Source organism: Aequitasia blattaphilus (assembly GCF_024721305.1).
In the GTDB taxonomy this organism is placed as follows: domain Bacteria; phylum Bacillota; class Clostridia; order Lachnospirales; family Lachnospiraceae; genus Aequitasia; species Aequitasia blattaphila.
The window spans coordinates 113,328-133,328 of record NZ_JAMXOD010000003.1 but is presented as its reverse complement, the minus strand read 5'-3'; the positions used below and the strand labels follow the sequence as shown (position 1 = coordinate 133,328).

General features: G+C 38.8%; 14 protein-coding genes. 11 read left to right on the top strand and 3 right to left on the bottom strand.

Annotated features, from left to right (window positions below; all coding sequences use genetic code 11):
- Positions 1-3,393: a response regulator gene (locus NHH15_RS03225; protein WP_262065208.1), complete on the top strand. Its 3,393-nt coding sequence runs from the start codon at positions 1-3 to the stop codon at positions 3,391-3,393.
- A 54-nt stretch (positions 3,394-3,447) separates the two neighbouring features.
- Here NHH15_RS03225 and NHH15_RS03220 read toward each other — a convergent pair whose 3' ends face one another.
- Positions 3,448-3,786 (bottom strand): Hpt domain-containing protein, encoded by a 339-nt coding sequence (locus NHH15_RS03220; protein ID WP_262065207.1) that lies wholly within the window; start codon positions 3,784-3,786, stop codon positions 3,448-3,450.
- A 3-nt stretch (positions 3,787-3,789) separates the two neighbouring features.
- Positions 3,790-5,448, bottom strand: coding sequence for a two-component system response regulator (locus tag NHH15_RS03215; protein WP_262065206.1), 1,659 nt, complete (start codon positions 5,446-5,448; stop codon positions 3,790-3,792).
- Between the two features lie 176 nt (positions 5,449-5,624).
- Here NHH15_RS03215 and NHH15_RS03210 point away from each other — a divergent pair, with 176 nt between their 5' ends.
- The 10 genes from NHH15_RS03210 (at position 5,625) to iolE (ending at position 18,581) form a co-directional block, all read left to right on the top strand.
- Positions 5,625-7,571 carry an LTA synthase family protein gene (locus tag NHH15_RS03210; RefSeq protein WP_262065205.1) on the top strand — a complete coding sequence of 649 codons (1,947 nt, stop codon included), beginning with the start codon at positions 5,625-5,627 and terminating at the stop codon, positions 7,569-7,571.
- Between the two features lie 86 nt (positions 7,572-7,657).
- Positions 7,658-8,602, top strand: a complete 945-nt coding sequence (locus NHH15_RS03205; protein ID WP_262065204.1) for a substrate-binding domain-containing protein — start codon at positions 7,658-7,660, stop codon at positions 8,600-8,602.
- Positions 8,583-10,286 (top strand): sensor histidine kinase, encoded by a 1,704-nt coding sequence (locus NHH15_RS03200; protein ID WP_262065203.1) that lies wholly within the window; start codon positions 8,583-8,585, stop codon positions 10,284-10,286. The genes NHH15_RS03205 and NHH15_RS03200 overlap by 20 nt, the downstream gene beginning before the upstream one ends.
- A gap of 4 nt (positions 10,287-10,290) precedes the next feature.
- On the top strand, positions 10,291-11,868 hold the full coding sequence (locus NHH15_RS03195) for a response regulator transcription factor (protein ID WP_262065202.1): 1,578 nt from the start codon (positions 10,291-10,293) through the stop codon (positions 11,866-11,868).
- Positions 11,869-12,065: 197 nt separating this feature from the next.
- Positions 12,066-13,088 (top strand): Gfo/Idh/MocA family oxidoreductase, encoded by a 1,023-nt coding sequence (locus NHH15_RS03190; protein WP_262065201.1) that lies wholly within the window; start codon positions 12,066-12,068, stop codon positions 13,086-13,088.
- A 12-nt stretch (positions 13,089-13,100) separates the two neighbouring features.
- Positions 13,101-14,105 carry a sugar ABC transporter substrate-binding protein gene (locus NHH15_RS03185; RefSeq protein ID WP_316044066.1) on the top strand — a complete coding sequence of 335 codons (1,005 nt, stop codon included), beginning with the start codon at positions 13,101-13,103 and terminating at the stop codon, positions 14,103-14,105.
- Between the two features lie 28 nt (positions 14,106-14,133).
- Entirely contained in the window at positions 14,134-15,642 is a 1,509-nt protein-coding gene (locus tag NHH15_RS03180; protein WP_262065199.1) for a sugar ABC transporter ATP-binding protein, read from the top strand.
- A complete protein-coding gene (locus NHH15_RS03175; RefSeq protein WP_262065198.1) occupies positions 15,635-16,642 on the top strand; it encodes an ABC transporter permease in 1,008 nt (335 codons plus the stop codon). Before NHH15_RS03180 ends, NHH15_RS03175 begins: the two co-directional genes overlap by 8 nt.
- 15 nt (positions 16,643-16,657) lie before the next feature.
- Positions 16,658-17,662, top strand: coding sequence for a Gfo/Idh/MocA family oxidoreductase (locus NHH15_RS03170; protein ID WP_262065197.1), 1,005 nt, complete (start codon positions 16,658-16,660; stop codon positions 17,660-17,662).
- Positions 17,663-17,678: 16 nt separating this feature from the next.
- A complete protein-coding gene (gene iolE, locus NHH15_RS03165; protein ID WP_262065196.1) occupies positions 17,679-18,581 on the top strand; it encodes a myo-inosose-2 dehydratase in 903 nt (300 codons plus the stop codon).
- A 67-nt stretch (positions 18,582-18,648) separates the two neighbouring features.
- Here the strand turns inward: iolE and NHH15_RS03160 are convergent, their stop codons facing one another.
- Positions 18,649-19,905 carry an MFS transporter gene (locus NHH15_RS03160; RefSeq protein ID WP_262065195.1) on the bottom strand — a complete coding sequence of 419 codons (1,257 nt, stop codon included), beginning with the start codon at positions 19,903-19,905 and terminating at the stop codon, positions 18,649-18,651.
- Between the last annotated feature and the right edge of the window lie 96 nt (positions 19,906-20,001).

Sequence of the window (20,001 nt, the reverse complement as noted above, 5' to 3'; positions counted from 1 at the left end):
ATGAAGGTTGGGGTTGGATATTGTGATAATCCGGATAGTGTATTAGCTGGAAAGGAGGCGTCTCGAAAAGCATTACAAAATGGAGGGCTTACAGAGCCCTGTGATATGGTCTTGCTTTTCGGTACGGCAACCCATAGTCATCAAGAGCTGTTGGATTCAGTTCAATCAGTAGTGGGAGACCAGGCTCAAATTTATGGAGGCGGTGGAGTTGGTATTATTACCAATGACACATATGGTTACGCAGGTAATCAAGTTGGTGTTGCATGTTTTTGGATGGAGAACTCTGCGTGTTCGGTTTATCACGAGAAAGGGCTCTTAGCCAGTGAAAAAGATACAGGATATCGTTTGGGACAACAGCTTAAAGAGGCTGGAGTAAAGGAAGACACTTCAGCAATGCTCTTTTATGATGGAGTAGACCATTCAAAGGATGGGGTGCGTCTTTTGATGGCTACATGGTTGTTAGAAGGGATGAAAAAAGGGTTGGGTTTTTTGCCGCCTTTGACAGGAGCTGGGCTGCAAGGGGATCACGTGTGTACGCCAACTCCTCTCGTTATTGATGGAAAGCTGACAGAGCATGAAGCAATGGCGTTGGTTTTTTCAGATGATATACAGATTGACCATGCTATTATGCATGGGTGTGAACCGGCATCTACATATCATACGGTTACCAAAGCGGAAGGACCGGTGATTTTAGAGATAGATGGAGAACCAGCAATACCTTTTGTGGACCGAATGATAGAATCTGTTGTAATGCCGGAACAGTACCCATTCTTTTTGACTTTTGGAATTAATCATGGAAAACGTTGGGAGCCATATAACGAAAGTAATTATGCCAGTCGTCTTTGCCTTGGAATTGACAAAGAAAGAGATGGGATTGTTATGTTTGAACCTGATATGGTATCAGGGACAAAATTTCAACTAATGTTCCGTGCAAATAATTTAGAATATATGAAGCCTAAAATTGAGAGTTTATTTCAAGAGCTAGGAGACCGAGAGCCTGTTCTGGGAATCTATATTGATTGTGCCGGAAGATGTGCAGGTTATGGCGGAAGAGATATAGAGGATGCTCTTGTTTTGCAAGAAGTTGTGGGAGATAAAGTCCCTGTATTAGGTGTATATACCGGAGTGGAGATTGCACCGATAGGTGGGAGAGCGAGAGGGCTTGATTGGACGGGTGTATTTTGTTTGTTAACCCAAAGTAAAGACTCTAAAAAGAAGAGTGCAGAGAGCGAAAATTCACAGGCGACAAGCTGGGAAGATACTCAGAAGGATGATTCGGATGAGATACCTTTGGATGGGGTAATCAGCCTTTCCAATCATAACGCAGCGAAGATCTTGGAATTGGATAATATGATGATTTCGATTCGTCATGAATTAGAGCAAAAACGGAGAGGATTTAGTCTCCTTTCAGAGCTTTCTGTTTCACTTCGTACAGTTACGGGACAAGATAGCGTATTTATACCGGTAGCCAGAAGATTGAACGCTGTTCTGAATATGCAAAAAACAGTGGTTTTAGTTCCTCATGACGAGGGAGGATTTATTCCATCGGTATTGCAAGGATATACCCCAGAGGAAATTATGGACATTTCACAAAGGCGTGTAAATCTGGAAGGGGAAATGTTAGATGAGCATACGTCGGTCATAGTTACAGCAGCAGATTCAGAGGAACGGCTGAAAGAGATAAGAGAGGTGCTAAAGCTTCCTTACTTTATTTCTTCTCCTGTGACAATACAGAATAAAAAAGTTGCAATTTTAATTACAGGAAGAACCGTAGAGCAAACGCCTTTTTTATCCAGACTAGGTGAAAGTGATGTAGAGACGATTCAATCCATTGCAGCGCTTCTTTCCTCTGTTCTTGCCCATCAAAGGCTGGAAACGGCCGAGGAAAGATCTCATATTATGGTGGGATCGATGCCTCTTAGCTGTGTGTTCTGGGATGAAAACGGGAAACCAATTGATTGTAATAAGGAAGCCCTTTACATGTTTGAAAGTGCCAGCAGGGAGGATTTTATTATACAATTCCCACAAATGATTAAAGAACAGAAAGATGGCGGATTCACCGATTATGTGATGAAGGCTTTTATTGATGGACATATAAAATTTGAATGGTCTTTTAGAACACACGTAGGAACAGAGATTCCAACAGAAATAACCTTAGTACGTGTTCCCATGGGAGAAAACTACTGCGTAGTAGGATATCTGAGAGATCTTAGGGAACAAAAGGCGGCAATGGATGAGCTTCAAAGAGCAAGGGCAATAGCAGAAGGAAACCTGAAGCAAAAGAACGAATTTTTGGCCTCTGTAGGACATGAAGTCCGGACTCCTCTCAATAGTATATTGGCAATGGCAAATGAAGTGAAAAACATAGAGGGAACTGGTGAAAGCACGCAAATCATTATTGAAAAGGGAATACATTCGGCTCATATTCTGAATTCTACAGTTGAGAGTATATTAGATTTTTCTGACATTGAGGCGGGAAAAATAGAGCTTGAAAGCAAGGAGTTTAATCCCAAACAAGTAGTGGAAAATCTGGGAAAACTTTTTGAAGACACTGCAAGAAAAAAGGGTCTATATATCAAGACGGAGATTGATTCGGATATTCCGGAAGGAGTTCTGGGAGACCGGGCTAAATTTGAGCAGATTATCTATAATATTATGTCAAACGGTGTGAAGTTTACAGCAGAGGGCGGTGTCACAGTCCGGCTAAAAAAAGAGTCGAAAAAATTTCGGAACAAAGTTGGTTTATGGGTTGAAGTAGAGGATACTGGCAGAGGTATTTCGGATGCAGGAAATGCTGGTTTGTTTACACCACTTACGCAAATGGACATGAGTTATAGCAAGAAACAAGAAGGTCTGGGAATGGGCTTGGCAATTAGTAAAGGACTTGCAAAGCTTATGAAAGGAGATGTTACCTACCAACAAATTAAGGATAAGGGAAGCTTATTTGGAATTCATGTCATTTTTGATATTCCTAAAACTCATATAGTGAAGGAAGAGATATCTCTAGATGAACAGAAAAAACGTTTATCAGGTATGAGAGTTCTTGTTGTTGAAGATAATGAAATCAATCGAATTATTATGGGAGAACTTCTTAAAAAGGCAGGAGTTGAAGTTTTCTATGCGACTAATGGAGTTGAAGCCGTAAAGCTTGTAAAAGAGCAAAGTCTTGACATCGTACTGATGGATATTCAAATGCCAGAAATGGATGGATTAACTGCAACTACTTTAATTCGTGAGAACCATGAATTTGACGATATGCCTATTTTGGCGATGACAGCTCATGCAAGCAAAGAGCATCGGGAAGAAAGTAAGAGATGTGGAATGAATGATCATTTAACAAAGCCGGTAGATGTAGAAGAAGTATACCGTGCATTGGAATATTGGAGGAAATAAAAAAGAGACAGGAGCAAGTAACGCTGGTTGCAAGCTCCTGTCATTTCTTTTATTTTAAATGTCTAACAAGGATTGATAATCCGTTTCTATTTGATGATATATCGAATCAATATCTTCATAATTTTGTGCTCTTAAAGATTCTACAAGGGAAGAGATTGATTGATAAAGAGGGGTTATTTCCAAATTCCCCACAACCCCCTTTAGTGCATGGGCACATTTAAACGCTTCTTCATAGTTTTTTTCTTTCATATATTTGCCAAGGTTGGCAAAGTTCTCATCCTCTATCAGCATATAGAAGCAAGTTTCAAATAGAGAAGCATCTCCTCCAAAGCGCTCAAGCGCAGCATTTACGTCTGCACCATAATTTGTAAGTTTTGTTAGTAATTCACTCATATTTTATTCCCCTTTAAGTTTCATTAACATTTCTTTATACTCATCTTGTGTTATTGGTTTAGAATAATAGTAACCTTGCGCAAGACCACAGCCCATATCTCTTAAAGTATCAGCCTGTTCTTTTGTTTCTACTCCTTCTGAAATCACAACGAGACCCATTCTTTTGGCCAAGTCTAAAATAAATGAAAGAATGTCATTTTGACGTTTGTTCGTAGTGTGATTCTGAGCAAAACGCATATCTAATTTTAAAATATCAATTGACATTTCGCTTAAAAGGTTTAATGAAGAGTAGCCGGTACCAAAATCATCCAATTCAAGAATGAATCCTAAATCGTGAAGGACTGAAGTAACCTTCAGAATTATTTCGGGATGTTCATTGTAAGCGGACTCTGTTATTTCTAAATGTAAATATTTCTTATCTAATTGATATTTGTTCGTCAAATGGCATACAATTTTTGGAACATCAAGGTTATATAAGTCTGTACGAGATACATTGACGGATATAGGAAGTTTCGGAAGTCCCTGGTCATGGCACTCACGCATAAAGCGGCAGGTTTCTTCCCAAACGAAGCAGTCAAGCTCGGATATAAAACCGTTCTTTTCGAACAAGGGAATAAATTGTCCCGGCGGCATAAAGCCGTCAATGGGAGACACCCAGCGAACCAGAGCTTCAGCGCCAATCATCTGTCCGGTTTTTAAGTCAACCTTAGGCTGATAATAGACTTTAAACTCTTTGTCCTTTAAAGCTCTTTCCATATTAGCAGTTATATTTTGAGCAAAAAGCTTGTCTTTTCGGAAAGATTCATCATAAAAAGCATAGTTTTTCGTGAAATTACCCTTCACCTTTTCGATTACAGACATTGCTCTGTTACAAGCAGTGTAAATAGAAGTTTCACTACTGCTGTTCTGGTAGATTCCATAATCCAATACAATATTACAATGAGTCAGACATGAATTTATGTGATTTGTTAAGTCGGTAAAAAACAGTTCGTCGTAGAGCTCCTTATGGGGTAATAATGCTACGAAGATATCACTGTTGAGTCGCGTGCATAATATATTATCTTTCAGGAAGGAGTTCACCGCACTGGCAGTGCACTTTAAAATTTCATTTCCCGTATCATAACCATAGGCATCATTTACGAGGCTAAAGTTTTCGATATCACAACAGATAATATCGTATGTGTTTTCTGGATGTGTCTCCATTTCTTCAGCTGCCATTTTATAAAAGTATTCTTTACTATAGAGTCCAGTTAATTGATCATACTTGATAAGATTAAATATAGCAGCTGTTTGACGAAGAGAAATAATGTTGTTAATTCGATGCTTTACAATTTGCCAATGATAGGGCTTTCGGATATAATCTGTAGCTCCTCTGGCGAGGGCTTGTATTTCATCTTTTTCACTATCGTTTGATGTTGTTACGATAATTGGTACTGTCATATAATCTGGATAATCTTTAATGACAGATAAGAAGGTATATCCATCCATTACTGGCATCATAATATCCAGTAGAATTAAATCAAGATTAAACCATTCATCTTTCAGTATATCTAATGCTTCCTGACCATTTACTGCCTCAATAATATCGTATTCCTGATCAAGCATTTTCTTTAATATTTGTCTGTTGATTGCACTATCTTCAACAATAAGAATCTTGCTCATTTACATATCCCCTTTACTCAAACTAACTTAATTTTACATGTTGTGGGAGGAAAAAGCAATCGTTGTTTCACAAATATAAAGGAAATAAGGGGGTGGACTTTTAAGATGCAATATGGGATACTAAGGAGTAGTAGTGTTTTTTAAAAATATTATGATATATAAATAGGAAGTAGGATATGATTCATATGAGTTCAAACAGATGGAGAAGAAATATTCATAAAAAAAGGAAAACTGAGAGAAAGTTTACGTTACCCTCTGCAAAAAGTTTTTTGAAAGCCCCCCTGTTTAAACGTATCGCCCTTGTCACGACAATTATAGTGTCAATTCTGCTGGCAATGGCTTCTTTTAGTATTCTTTGGATGAATAAAACATGGTCTGCCCTAAGTATGGATGAGCTGATGTATACACTGAATTCGCCGATTAAAGGGACAGATAAGGGGATGGTTTTAAATTACCTTCTTTCATGTTTGCTGCCCACGATATTAATTATGGGAATTCTTCTTTTCACAATGATAAAATTTAAGAAGCGGAATCTCTCTTCAAAGATTGCAGGTGGAGTGTTTGCTGTATTTCTGCTTATTACGTCAGTACTTTTTGGGTATACCTGGGATAAAATAGATGCAGGAGCATATTTCGCGGGAAATGGAACTTATTCTACCTTTGTTGAGGATAATTATGTGAATCCCGGCGAGACTCAGATTCAGTTTCCGGAAGAAAAGCGAAATTTAATATATATCTTTTTGGAATCTATGGAAACTACTTATGCCGACGTAGAGAATGGTGGAGGATATGAGGAAAACTATATTCCTAATTTGACGAAGCTGGCTCAGGAGAATGAAAATTTTTCGGGAAGCTCTGATAAATTGAATGGTGGACACAGCATGAAAGGTACAACATGGACGATTGGAGCGATGTTTGCCGAAACGGCAGGATTACCTTTGTCTGTGATGAGTGGTCGAAACAACATGGATATGCAAAGTACATTTTTTGAGGACGTAACGGCTTTGGGGGATATTTTGGAAGAGCAGGGTTACAACCAATCACTTTTAATTGGATCAGACGCGGTGTTTGGCGGACGTAAACTGTACTTTACAACCCATGGAAATTACAATATCTTTGATTATTATTATGCGAAGGATGTTAATTGGATTGAAGATGGATACAAAGTTTTTTGGGGATACGAGGATGTAAAGCTTTTTGAAAATGCGAAAGAAAAGCTGACAGAGATTGCAGCAGAGGGCGAGCCTTTTAATTTTACGATGTTGACGGTTGATACACATTTTGAAGATGGGTATGTATGTGAAATTTGTGGAGAAGAGCATGGGGAAGATCAGTATGCAAATGTAATCTCGTGCTCCGACAGGCAGGTACTGGCATTTGTAGAATGGATAAAAAGCCAGCCTTTTTATGAGAATACAACAGTTGTAATTGCAGGAGATCATCCAACAATGGATTCGGATTTCTGTGAGGAAATTGATGAATCTGCTGAACGAAAAGTTTATGTGAATTATTTAAACAGTGCGGTGGAGTATCAAGGTACAGAAGAACGCTTTTATTCAACATTTGATTTGTTTCCAACTACTGTTGCAAGCTTAGGTGCTTCTATTGAAGGAAATCGGTTAGGTTTGGGAAGTAATCTTTACAGCGACGTTCCCACCTTGTTGGAGAACTATGGAATAGAAGCAGTGAACAATGAGCTTGGGAAACAGTCAAAGCTTTTGGAAAATCTGGCCAATGAATATACTTATATGGAGCCTTCTATGTCTGCAGAATTGTGTGACAATGATTCGGAATATTTTTACGTATATGCAGATGATATGGATGATTATGCGAAGATTGCCGATGATGTTCATGCTGTAGTCTGGACGGGAGAGCACCAAGAAGATATACAATGGATTTCCATGAATAAGGCGATTTCCCAAGACGGCATTCGCTATTTTACAAGAGTAGACACGAAGGCCTTTATAGAACCAGAAGGAGAATACACGATTCACTTTTACATTACAGATGATGGACGAAAGAGAATGCTGCAAAGTATGAAGGTGACTTTTGATAAGAGTCTTAAGGTGGATCTTGGTACCGTGACAGAAGATAGTAAAGGAAGCTCAACAAGTAAAAAATAAGGAAATACATAGAAAGCACAGTGTGAATACATAATTTACCCTGTGCTTTTAAGAAACTAAAAGTTAAATGAGAGGTTGTTGAAGATATGAAAAGGATTATTCGATGTGTCTTCGCAGTGTCTTTTGCCATGATACTCCTTGTGGGATGTAATAATAAAGGGGTAAATGGAGCAAAAGAAAAAGACGAATACACGATTGGAGTGGTAGCCAAGTCTGTAAAAAGTGAGTACTGGTTATCGGTTCGTTCCGGGATGGAGGCAGCAGCTGAGGAGGTTGGGGCTAAAGTGATGTTCTTTGCACCGGAAGCGGAAGAAGATAAGGAAGCACAGGAGAAGTTGGCGATGTCACTCATTCAGCATAATGTAGATGCATTGGCAACAGCACCTATTGATGCATTGGGGATACCAGACTATTTGCTTGAAGCAAAGAAAAAAGGTATTCCTGTGGTGACCTATGATTCGGCATTTGATAATAGTGATTACGCTTATATTGGAATAGACAATAGAAAAGCGGGATACAAAATGGCAGAGTATATTGCGAAGACAATGAATTACCAGGGAGAAATCGGTATTGTGTCCGGGAAATTAGATCAAATGTGTCATAAAGAAAGAGTGGAAGGAATCCAACAATATATTGAAACCATACCAGGCATGAAAGTGGCCTATATAGAGAGCGGTTATTCAGGTGCGAAGATGTCAGGGGAGAAGATTGTTCAATTACGAGATGCATATCCCCAGGTGAAGGGGTTGGTTGTAACAAGCGCAGTTACAGCGCTGGGGATTGTAGAAAGTGCAGAAGCAGGAAATATGAAAATGGTTACAATTGACGTGCAGGAAGATGCGCTATATGCTTTACAGAATAAGAAGTTGACGGGTTTGGTTGCACAATCAGGTTTTGATATCGGATATGAAACAGTAAAATATATTGACGAGGTACGTAAAGGAACCAGTGAAAAAGAAGAAATTATTTTAGATGCTCAGTTTTTAACATCAGATAATGTGGAGGTGTTTATTGAAAAGCATACGAAGTAAAATATTAGGATCCATTTTATTTATTACGATTCTGACATCTCTTGTAATCACCATAATATTTTACCGAAAGTCAGCTGACACAATTGAGGAGAACTATATTTCGTCAAACCAGGAACGTAATCGACAGCTGATTGAAAACTTAGATCAAAATATGCAGGGGATTTACCATGTTCTTGTTGCAACCTCATGTGATGAGGAGTTAAAAGTTTTAATTGAAGAATTTTCTCAAAATAAAGAGGATGCTGTTTTGGAGCAAATATCAACGATCTTAAAAACGTATAATAAGCAAAATACTGCCATATCATCCTTCCATCTGATTTTGCCAGAGGAGCAGGTCTTGGTAACATCAGAAGCATATCCGATATATAAAAAAGTAGTGGAAAAGAAGAGTATAGAAGGCATGTTGGAGGAGACAACCGATAAGGCGGGACCATTTTTACTAAATAATTTGATTAGTGGGAAATCTCCTCATCTTGGTTTTGTGGAAACGATTGTTGACAATGGAAAAATAACTGGTTATATTTGTGCAAATATAGAAGAAAGGTATCTTTATTACAACTATATTTCTGAACTAAAGAATGATACCGTAAATGAGGTGTTTCTTCTTGACAGGGAAAATAAAGTCATATCTACGGTAGATGGTGGCGTTATTAATGAAAGAGCGACAATCAATATTGAGAATATAGACCAAGATGATCAGAACATTAATTTTTATTCAAAAGCTCCTTTTTCAGGATGTGCATTGTATATTTCGGTAAGTCGGGAAGCCGTTTTAGGGGATTTGAGTCAAATTCGTATCTATTATGGAGGTATTTTTTTTCTGTGCCTTGTTTTGGCGATTATTTTAGCCGCTTATGTAGCGAGACGAATCTACGAACCCGTTGAGACATTGGCCATAACAGTAAAGGATGTATCAGAGGGAAATCTGGAACAAAGAGCTAAGGTAACAACAAAAGATGAGATAGGAACTCTGTCTGTAGAATTTAATCAAATGCTTGATCATATTGAAGAACTGATTGGACAAGTTATTGAAAAAGAAAATTTAAAAAAAGATGCAGAGCTTGAAGCACTGCAATACCAAGTTACACCACATTTTATGTATAACACGCTAAATTCAATCAAGTATGCCGCACGAATCAGGGGGGAGCATGAACTTGCGGATTTAATTGCAAGCTTTGTGGAACTCCTTCAAGCAAGTATCAGTAAAAAGGGCGCATTTCTAACGGTCTCTGAAGAAATATACATATTAAAGAATTACGTACGTTTACAGGAGTTCCGAAGTAACTCAGAAATACAAATGATATGTGACATTGCCCCCGAGGTACAGGACTGTCTTCTTCCAAGACTGATACTACAGCCCCTTGTTGAAAATTCACTATTGCATGGGATTGATCTGAAGGAAAACAGTGGTAAAATTGTGATTAAAGCAGAAAAGAGAGAAGATTCCCTCTATATTGAAGTTACTGACAATGGAAGAGGTATAAGCGAGGAAAAGATAGAGGAGATTATGAATCAAAAGGCAAAGAAGACAAAAGGATTTACGGCGATTGGAGTTCCCAATATAAAAGAACGTCTTAAGCTGTATTACGGAGAAAAAGCAGGAATGCAATACATTCGAAATCCGAAAGGAACGACGGTTGTGATTTATTTGCCCCCTCAAAAGGAAAGTGGAGAAGTGATTTGAAATTATGTTTAAGACCTTATTAGTAGATGATGATTTTTTGGTAAGAAGTTATTTGAGAACCCTGCCTGCATGGGAAAGCGAAGGGTTTCAAGTTGAAGCCGATGTACGGGATGGCGAGGAAGCCCTTAATTTTCTTGCAGAACACAAAATTGATATGATTGTTACGGATGTCTCGATGCCTTTGATGAATGGAATCGAATTGATTCGAAGAGTGAAGGAAAAATATCCAGACGTATACATTATTGTTTTGAGCTGTCATGATGATTTTGAGTATGTGAAAGAGGCAATCCAACTGGGAGCAGACGAATATGTATTAAAAAATACATTGGAAGAAAACACCCTAAACCCTCTGCTTGCTCAGGCGAAAAGAAAGATTGAAGAAAGAGGAAATGTAAATACTTTCAGACATAAGAAAGAAACAATGATTTCCCCGGGAAATGAAAACTCAGAGTTTCTTTTCTTTAACAGAGTTCTTTCAGGGCTCTCTTCGGAAGAAGAAACAGAGGAGATGAGGAAAAGTGCAGGCATTAAGTATGCCTTTCACAATTGTGCAGTTGTCAGTATGGGAATTGAACTGGATCAAGAGGATGATGAACAGTGGTTTGAACTTGATATGGAGCGTTATTTTCATGAATTCTACAAGCGTTTGTACGACTCCCTAAAAAAAGTTGAAGGAGAAGAAAGCATAAATTGTGAAGTGGTTTATTTGGGAGCGGGAGTATTTTGTTGTTTCCTTGATTTATCGGATGAAAGAAAAAGTTCTGTTATGCGTCAGCAACTAATCTTAGTTGCAACGGCTTGTTACCGCATTTGCAAAGAGGAACCTCATGCCTTCCATATAGGTGCCAGTGATGTTTGTATGGGCAAGCAGTCTATACGACAAGCCTATCAACAGTCAAGAGTTGCGTTAAAAATGAGGTTCTACGAAGAGAGACAGATTTTATACTATGATAGTGAAAGAAAGATGTCAGAGCATATGCCGGGGAAGGCACAGCAGCTTTTGAAGGATGCAGATATGATTTTGTATCAGTTCGGCAAAGAAGAATTTTTAACGAGATGTTTGCAAGTCTGTAGAATATTTGAGGAAGAACGAACCAAAGTGAAGGTGGTGATTCGTTGGCTCGGTGCACTGCAAGGAATTATTGGTGTGGAAGATGAAAAGCTGAGTACGATAAAAAATATTAATCAGGTCTATACCACGATTAAAAAAATGTCTGGCGTAGGAAGAGGAGACGACGATTTTGTAATACCGGAAGAGGTAAATGAAACGGTACGTGTGGCAGCAGAGTATGTGATTAAGCACTATCAAGAATCCATAGGGCTTCGGGAGGTTGCAGCGGTGGCGGGAGTAAATTCTTCTTATCTCAGTTATATATTTTCACAAGAAATGGGAATAGGGTTCTCGGCGTTTTTATTAGGAAGGAGAAATGCCTGTGCAAAAAAGATGCTGGCCTCAACAAAATTAAGGATTACAGATGTGGCAGCAAAGTCAGGATTTAATGATTATCATTATTTTGCAAAAACATTTAAAAAGCTCAATGGAGTCAGTCCGGCGGAATATAGAAAAACTTGTAATGATTAGGTGTTTGCCAAGTTTGGCAGAACACCTAATTTTTTTGCCTAAAAATAATACACATTTATAGGATAAATAGGAATTGCTAAATAAAACACCTTTAAACCTAAAGAAAGTGCCGGGGAAAAATGTGCATGCACACTGTTATGATTGAAAAGAGCAAAGGGACACATAATTTGCAACGAGAATATGAAAGGAAGAAGAAAATGAAGAAGATTTGTATTGGTTCAATCGGACTTGGACGCCTTGGGTATGAGCACGCGAAAAATATTGCAACTCGTATACCTGGAGCAGAGCTTACAGCGTTATGTGATGTGGATTCAGTCAGGCTGGCACAAGTAGCTCAAGAATTAGGTGTCAAAAATACGTATGAAGATTATGAGGAAATGTGCAAAAATCCAGAACTTGATGGGATTTGTATTGTTTCACCATCATCCTTTCATACGGAGCACATTCGAATAGCATTAGAAAATGGAAAGCATGTATTTTGTGAAAAACCGTTGGATACAACTGTTGAAAAATGTAAACAAGGGGAAGCAATTGTAAGTGCACATCCAGATAAAGTCTTTATGCTTGGTTTTATGCGCCGCTATGATCATTCTTATATCAAGGCAAAGGAAAAAATTGATAATGGGGATATTGGTCGTATTATTCTGATACGTGCTTACACGCAGGATCCGGTTGCAACAATTGAAAGCACATTGAAGTTTGCTCCGAATAGTGGCGGACAGTTCCTTGATATGTGTGTTCATGATATCGATTTATGCAATTGGTTTACCGGTGGACAAAAGCCAAAGAACCTATGGGCGATTGGTGGTTGTTTTGCATATCCTCAGTATCGTGAATGGAATGATGGGGACAATGTGGGTTGTATGATCCAGTACGAAGATGAAACAATGGCCTTTCTATTCGCCGGAAGAGCAGCGGCTCAAGGCTGTAACGTAGAGACGGAAATCATTGGAACAAAAGGAACCCTTAGAATTGGTTCTGTTGGGACTGATAGCATGCTAGAAGTTTTAAGTGAAAACGGAGTGTGTCGTGAATGTTATACGGATTTCATGTACCGTTGGCACGAAGCATATATATCAGAACTGGAAGAATTCGTCAACTGCATTATTGAAAACCGTCAACCAGATGTAACGGTTTATGATGGAACGTTAGCTTCCCAAACAGCGTATCGCGCAAAAGAATCATTTGAAACAGGCAAAATGTTACCCTTTGAAAAATAGGAGGATATGAAAATGAAAAGAAAAATTTTGGCAGTATTAATGGTTATGGTAATGAGTATGGCACTTGTAGCATGTGGTGGAAAAAAAGAAGAAGTAAAAGAGGATACGAAAGAAGCAGCAACCGGCGGAGATGAAGTCAGTGTAAATGTAATCTTAAAAACAACAGCTTCTGAGTATTGGGGATATGTTATGGCTGGCTGTGAAGCGTATGCAAAAGATAATGCGAATGTAAAGGTAGATGTTCAGGGAGCTTCTTCTGAAACAGCATATGACGAGCAGTTAAATATTATTGAAACAAACCTTGCATCCGATCAATATGATGGATTTGTAATTGCTCCTTTACAGGCAGATATGGTGGTTCAGCAAATCGCGGGACAGGCAAAACCAATCATTGCAGTAGATACAGATATTGATGCACCTGAGGTTTTATCATTTGTAGGTACTGGTAATGAGGAAGCGGCTTACAGTGGTGGAAAGACAGCAGTTGAAATGGCAAAAGAAGCAGGCTGGGATGATCTGAAAGCAATTGCAATCTCAGGAGTAGAAGGAGATTCAACCGCTACTGCAAGACTTACAGGATACCAAAAAGGTATTGAAGAAGCAGGCGGAGAGTTCTTGAAAGATGAAATTCAGTATGCGGATGCAGTGGCAGATAAAGCTTATGCAAGTATGGAAGCTGTTATACAAAATCATCCAAAAGGTGTTGCTATGATCGTATGTAATAATGATGATATGGCGATTGCAGCAGCTCGTGCAGCAGCTGGAAATGAAGCATACAAAAATACTATTTTTGTAGGTTTTGATGGAATTCAATCAGCATGTGAAGCTATCTTAGCAGGAGAAGAAACAATGTCAGTTGCACAGAATGCATATGACATGGGATATAAAGCAGTTGAGGCATGTGTAAAGGCAATACAAGGTAATGAAATCGAATCATTTATCGATTCAGGCAGTTCAATTGTAAATAAGGACAATGCTCAGGAACAACTTGACACATTAAAGTCTTATCTTAAATAATATAAGGCTCCGCAAAAGGAGGTAAACGATGAGTGATTACGTTGTAGAACTCAAAGGTGTAACGAAACGGTTCCCCGGTGTTGTTGCCCTTGACAATATGAGTCTGTCTGTGAAGCCAGGAGAGATATTAGGTCTTATAGGTGAAAATGGAGCAGGAAAATCAACGCTTATTAAAGTGTTAACTGGGGTATACCAGGCGGAAGAAGGAAAAGTTTATGTGAGTGGAACGGAGCATCATTTTAAAAATCCAAATGATTCCGCTGCAGCCGGTATTGCCTGTGTATATCAAGAGTTAAATATAGAAAAGCTCTTAAGTGTAACAGATAATATATTTATTAATAAATGGATGAAAAAGAAATCTGGATTCTTGGATTATTCAGCAATGAATGCAAGAGCAAAAGAAGTAATGGAATCTTTAGGAATTGACATTGATCCATCAAAAGCAGCAGGAACATTTGGGATGGGTGTTCAGCAGATGATCGAGATAGCGAAAGCTATCTTGATCGATGCAAAAATGATTATTATGGATGAACCGACATCTTCTTTAGGAGAGAAGGAAGTAGAACTCTTAATGAAAATATGTCGAAAGTTAAAAGACAGAGGAATCAGCATTGTGTTTGTATCTCATAAGCTGGAAGAATTATTTGAATTGTGTGACCGTGTAACTGTAATGAGAGATGGGGAACACATTTGGACGAAAGAAATCAGCGAGACAGACAACGATGATTTGATTACAGCAATGGTTGGTCGTTCCATGGATCAATTATTTGTCAAAGCAGAGACGACAAAGGGAGAGTGTGCCCTAAGAGTCGAAAACATCAAAGAAGGAGGAGTACTTCACGATGTGAGCTTTGAAGCCTATAATGGGCAAATTTTAGGATTTGCAGGATTGGTTGGTGCAGGACGTACTGAGCTTATGAGAGCAATTTTTGGGGCTGATCCAATCGATGGCGGAAAAATTTTTATTAATGGCAAAGAAGAAAAAATTAGAAGTCCAAAGGAAGCAATTCGCAAAGGGATTGCATTCCTGACAGAAGACCGTAAAGGCCAAGGCCTGGTATTGGGTCAAAGTGTTCAGATGAATTTGATATTGGCTAATTTAAAGGGCTTTTGTAAAGGGATATTCATTGACGATAAGAAGGTTCGTGAAACGGGAGAAGAGAATGTAAAATCACTCAGGATCAAAACACCTTCTCAGGATGAAATTGTTGGACAGCTCTCAGGAGGAAACCAACAGAAGGTAGTAATTGGTAAATGGATTAACTCTGATGCAAATATCTTTATATTTGATGAACCTACGAGGGGGATTGATGTAGGGGCTAAGGTGGAAGTATACAATGTAATGAATACTTTAACAGAGGCAGGCAAGTGTGTCATAATGATTTCTTCTGAAATGCCTGAGATTTTAGGGATGTCAGACAGAGTTATTGTTATGCGGGAGGGCCGTATTATGGCAACTATTAACCGAGGAGACTTAAAGAACTTTAATCAGGAGGACATTATGAAAGCCGCCTGGGGAGGTAAGATAGATGAGTAAAGGAAAATTAAAGTCAAAGAATGGCTTAGCAGACAGACTGGGTTCACTGGGAGCATTGTTAGTGCTTTGCATCGTATTATCATTTGCGACAAGCAGCTTTCTTACACAGTCAAATATAATGAATATTTTCAAACAGACATCCGTTAATGCATTGATTTCAACTGGTATGCTGGTATGTCTGATTACGGCAGGAATTGACTTGTCGGTTGGTGCAAATGCTATTTTTTGTACCTGTATGATGGGTATGCTTTTACAAAAGGGAGTTACAAACCCGCTTATTATGATATTAGTAGGTATTGGTTCAGGTATTTTAGTCGGATTTATCAACGGAACATTACTGACTCGATTGCATTTACCTCATCCATTTGTTTCCACTCTTGGTATGAAGAATGTATTATGGGGAATGGCGCTATTAGTAGTAAATTCCCAGATTGTATCTGGATTTCCAAAACAAGTGACTTGGCTCGGATCGAGTACATTGCCAGCATCTGTGCCTGTACTTGGTGGTTTCCCAATCAGTTTTATTTTGGTTATTATTATCTTCATAATTATGGGAATATTCTTGTCTAAAACGGCACTCGGACGTTCCATCTACTGTGTGGGAGGAAACCCTGAGGCAGCTCGTCTTTCAGGAATTCAGTCTGCAAATGTATTAACATTCTGTTATACATTGTCAGGACTCATGTCAGCACTTGCAGCCATAGTCTTAGTTGGACGTGGTGGCATTGCAAATGGTGCAAATGCAATACAGCCCTATGATACAGATGCAATTGCAGCATGTATTATTGGTGGGGCATCCTTCATGGGTGGAAAAGGTACCATGAGCGGAACCTTAATTGGTGCTCTTATCATTACAGTAATCCGAAACGGACTACAATTACTGAGTGTTTCAACGGCAGTACAAAACATTGTCATTGGTCTTGTAATTATTTTAGCAGTATTACTGGATGTAACTCGTGAAAGAATGGATGCAAGGGCGAGACGCCTTGCAGCTAAATAGAAGGGAGTACAAATCATGTTAAAAATAGGAGTAATTGGTTGTGGTGCAATTGGAAAAGAGCATATCCGACGCTTAATGCACTTAATACCCAATGCAGAAGTTGTTGCCTGCACAGATTATTTTATAGATGCAGCAAAGGAGACGGCAGCAAAATATGGAATTCCAAATGTATATCAAACAGGAGAAGAATTGATTGCAGCTTCAGAGGTGGAAGCAATTGTAATTACATCCTCAGACGCATCTCATGCGGCCTATGTATTAGAAGGGGTGAAGGCAGGAAAGCAAGTGTTTTGTGAGAAGCCACTGGCACAAACCGCCGCTGATTGTGAAGCCATAATGGAAGAGGAAGTAAAGCAAGGACGTAAGCTTGTGCAAGTAGGGTTTATGCGTCGTTACGATCCTGGTTATGTGGAGATTAAAAAGGTAATTGATTCAGGAGAGTTAGGTGAGCCTTTAATGATACATGCGTGTCACCGTAATGTGTCACAGGGTGAAGGATTTCAAACAGAGATGGGAATCACAAATGTTGCAATCCATGAATTGGATATATGCAGATGGCTTTTAGGGGATGAGTATAAAAATGCCCAGGTACTAAAGGTAAAACAATCAGCACGATCAACAAAAGGTTATGATAATCCACAAATCGTTCTTCTTGAGACGGAAAACGGATCAAGAATTGATGTGGAATTACAGGTATCGGATGCGTATGGTTATGATATTCAATGTCAGGTTGTATGTGAAAAAGGAACATTGAATCTACCAGATCCCAGCTCGATTATCAAGCGTTCAAATGCTACTTGCTCAACAACTCTTATGACAGACTGGGCAGATCGATTTATTGAAGCATATGATATAGAGCTTGCAGATTGGGTAACAAAAGTAGAGCAAGGTGAGCCTGCAGGTCCCTCCTCCTGGGATGGATATGCAGCATGTGTGGCAGCAGATTCTTTGAACCGCTCAAGAGGCACCAACGAATTTCTAAAGGTAGAAATGATAGAAAAACCAGAACTTTATAAGTAAATAGGAGCGTAGTATTATGTTAGATAATAAAAAGATTAAACTAGGGATAGCACCTATTGGTTGGACAAATGATGATTTGCCAGAGCTTGGCGGAGAAAATACATTTGAACAGTGCATCAGTGAAATGGCTCTTGCAGGTTTTACAGGAACCGAAATCGGTAATAAATATCCAAAGGATCCGGAAATTTTAAAGCATGCTTTAGAGCTTCGGGGAATGGAAGTATGTAATTGCTGGTTTTCAACCTTCTTTACTACAAAACCGGAAGAAGAGACAATAGAAGCTTTTAAAGCTCAATTGGATTTTCTGCATAAAATGGGAGCGAAGGTGATTGGATGTTCCGAACAAGGAAGAGGTATTCAAGGTCAGGCACTTCCGATATTTGGAAAGGATAAGCCAGTTTTTACTAAAGAAGAATGGAAAAAACTATGTGATGGAATGAATAAGCTAGGTAAGATAGCGGAAGAAAAAGGGATGAAATGCAGCCTTCATCATCATATGGGAACGGGCATTCAAACACCAGAAGAGATTGATGTTTTTATGGAAGGAACAAATGAAAATGTGTATTTACTGTTCGATTCGGGACATATCTATTTTTCAGAAGGAACGCAAGAAGCAGTAGATGCTCTTATTGAAAAGTACATCCATAGAATTGCCCATATCCACTTAAAGGATGTTCGTAAGGTGAAACGAGATGAGACAATTCAAAACAACATGTCCTTTCTTGATGCGGTAAAAAATGGAACATTTACGGTTCCAGGAGATGGAGATGTATCCTTCGATCATATTTTTGAAGTGATGAGTCAAAATAATTACACAGGATATATGTTAGTAGAAGCAGAGCAAGACCCGGCAAAAGCAAATCCCTTTGAATATGCCTTAAAGGCTCGCAGCTTTATACGAGAGAAGACAGGAATATAGTATTGGTATAATATAAGAGGGACTGAGCACTAAGTGAATTACTAGTGTTCAGTCCCTCTTGAAATATTTATAGTGTGGTTTTTGCTGTATCTTTTTTTATAATACGAGAAAGGATAAAGGAGAAGACGATACAAAGGAGCGCTGCGACAACAGCATACACCCAGGTCATTTTAAAGCCAGCCGCTCCGTAGCTGTCCATCCAGGAACCAACTAAAGTATACATAAATAAGTCAGGTGCGTATCCAAGACAAGAAGCAATACCAGATACACGACCACTCATGGAAACAGGAATGCCAGCATCATCGTGTACTGCGAAATATTGGCTTCTTACAGCGTAGATAAATAAAAGACCAAACATAAAGTTGCCGATTACTGCGCCTAAGAGACTTGCCTCAACTGGAAGGAAAATAAGCATTGCAAAGCAAAGTGCCAAGAAGAAACATCCACCAACAATAACTTTGATTCTGGATTTTAACTTATCTGCAAGGAATCCACCAATTACACCGCCTAGACCCTGTACTAAGTAACGTATAGCACCAAGTGTAGAACCAAGAGCAGCAGATAGCCCGAAGTATTTTACAGCATATGTATTCACGTAACCAATTAGGCCATATACACTGTAGGCAGTAAAGATGATTGCTACCAGAATCCAAACCCGAGGGATTGTAAGTGCTTTGAACATTCCTTTTGTGACTTCCAAAATACTTTCACTTTTTTCTTCCTTTTTAGTATCTTCGATGAAAATAAAGTTTAAGATTCCAATAATAATTACAACAACAGAACATAGTTTAATTGCAGCCGAGGTACCTAGGATCTCACTCTTTACCGCAAAATGGGAGTACACAGCTGTCATACCAAACACAAGAAGTGCGTTTAAAACACCGCGAAGTCCTTCCTGCAGTCCGAAAAGACGGCCTTGTTCCTCAGAAGTACCAAGCATACGGGTTGCTTTAATGCATGCAGACCAGTAGGTGATAATTGTAGATATTCCCATCAATACAAAGATTAATCTTGCCACATTATAACTGGGAAATGTGGAGAACCAAAGTCCTAAAATACCGGTTATAATGAAGGAGAACGTAAGCAACTTTCTGGCTGAGAATTTATCTGCTACAATTCCTCCAATAAAATAAGATAAAGTTGCCATTGTTGCATAGCCGGAAGAAAGAAGACCCATCTGTGCATTCGTAAGACCCATTGCCTCTTGGATTTGTGGGTAGAATGTCTCCCGTATATATGGAAGCTGAAAGATTATTCCTGCGCCTGCTGCTAAGAGAAGCAGTGTTCCATATTTTTTGATAAAGCTTTTTTTTGAATCACTCATATATGACCCTCCCTGTTTTTAGGATAACTATTTGTTTTACAAAAACGACAAAAAAGGCAGCTTCTACCAGTGTAGAAGCTACCTATCTCTCTCATC

Excerpts from the sequence above, each read along its gene's own strand:
- NHH15_RS03195 (WP_262065202.1), top strand. The coding sequence starts at position 10,291 with ATGTTTAAGACCTTATTAGTAGATGATGATTTTTTGGTAAGAAGTTAT.
- NHH15_RS03210 (WP_262065205.1), top strand. The coding sequence starts at position 5,625 with ATGATTCATATGAGTTCAAACAGATGGAGAAGAAATATTCATAAAAAA.
- iolE (WP_262065196.1), top strand. The coding sequence starts at position 17,679 with ATGTTAGATAATAAAAAGATTAAACTAGGGATAGCACCTATTGGTTGG.
- NHH15_RS03215 (WP_262065206.1), bottom strand. The coding sequence starts at position 5,448 with ATGAGCAAGATTCTTATTGTTGAAGATAGTGCAATCAACAGACAAATA.
- NHH15_RS03225 (WP_262065208.1), top strand. The coding sequence starts at position 1 with ATGAAGGTTGGGGTTGGATATTGTGATAATCCGGATAGTGTATTAGCT.
- NHH15_RS03170 (WP_262065197.1), top strand. The coding sequence starts at position 16,658 with ATGTTAAAAATAGGAGTAATTGGTTGTGGTGCAATTGGAAAAGAGCAT.
- NHH15_RS03185 (WP_316044066.1), top strand. The coding sequence starts at position 13,101 with ATGAAAAGAAAAATTTTGGCAGTATTAATGGTTATGGTAATGAGTATG.
- NHH15_RS03160 (WP_262065195.1), bottom strand. The coding sequence starts at position 19,905 with ATGAGTGATTCAAAAAAAAGCTTTATCAAAAAATATGGAACACTGCTT.
- NHH15_RS03180 (WP_262065199.1), top strand. The coding sequence starts at position 14,134 with ATGAGTGATTACGTTGTAGAACTCAAAGGTGTAACGAAACGGTTCCCC.
- NHH15_RS03205 (WP_262065204.1), top strand. The coding sequence starts at position 7,658 with ATGAAAAGGATTATTCGATGTGTCTTCGCAGTGTCTTTTGCCATGATA.
- NHH15_RS03175 (WP_262065198.1), top strand. The coding sequence starts at position 15,635 with ATGAGTAAAGGAAAATTAAAGTCAAAGAATGGCTTAGCAGACAGACTG.
- NHH15_RS03220 (WP_262065207.1), bottom strand. The coding sequence starts at position 3,786 with ATGAGTGAATTACTAACAAAACTTACAAATTATGGTGCAGACGTAAAT.
- NHH15_RS03190 (WP_262065201.1), top strand. The coding sequence starts at position 12,066 with ATGAAGAAGATTTGTATTGGTTCAATCGGACTTGGACGCCTTGGGTAT.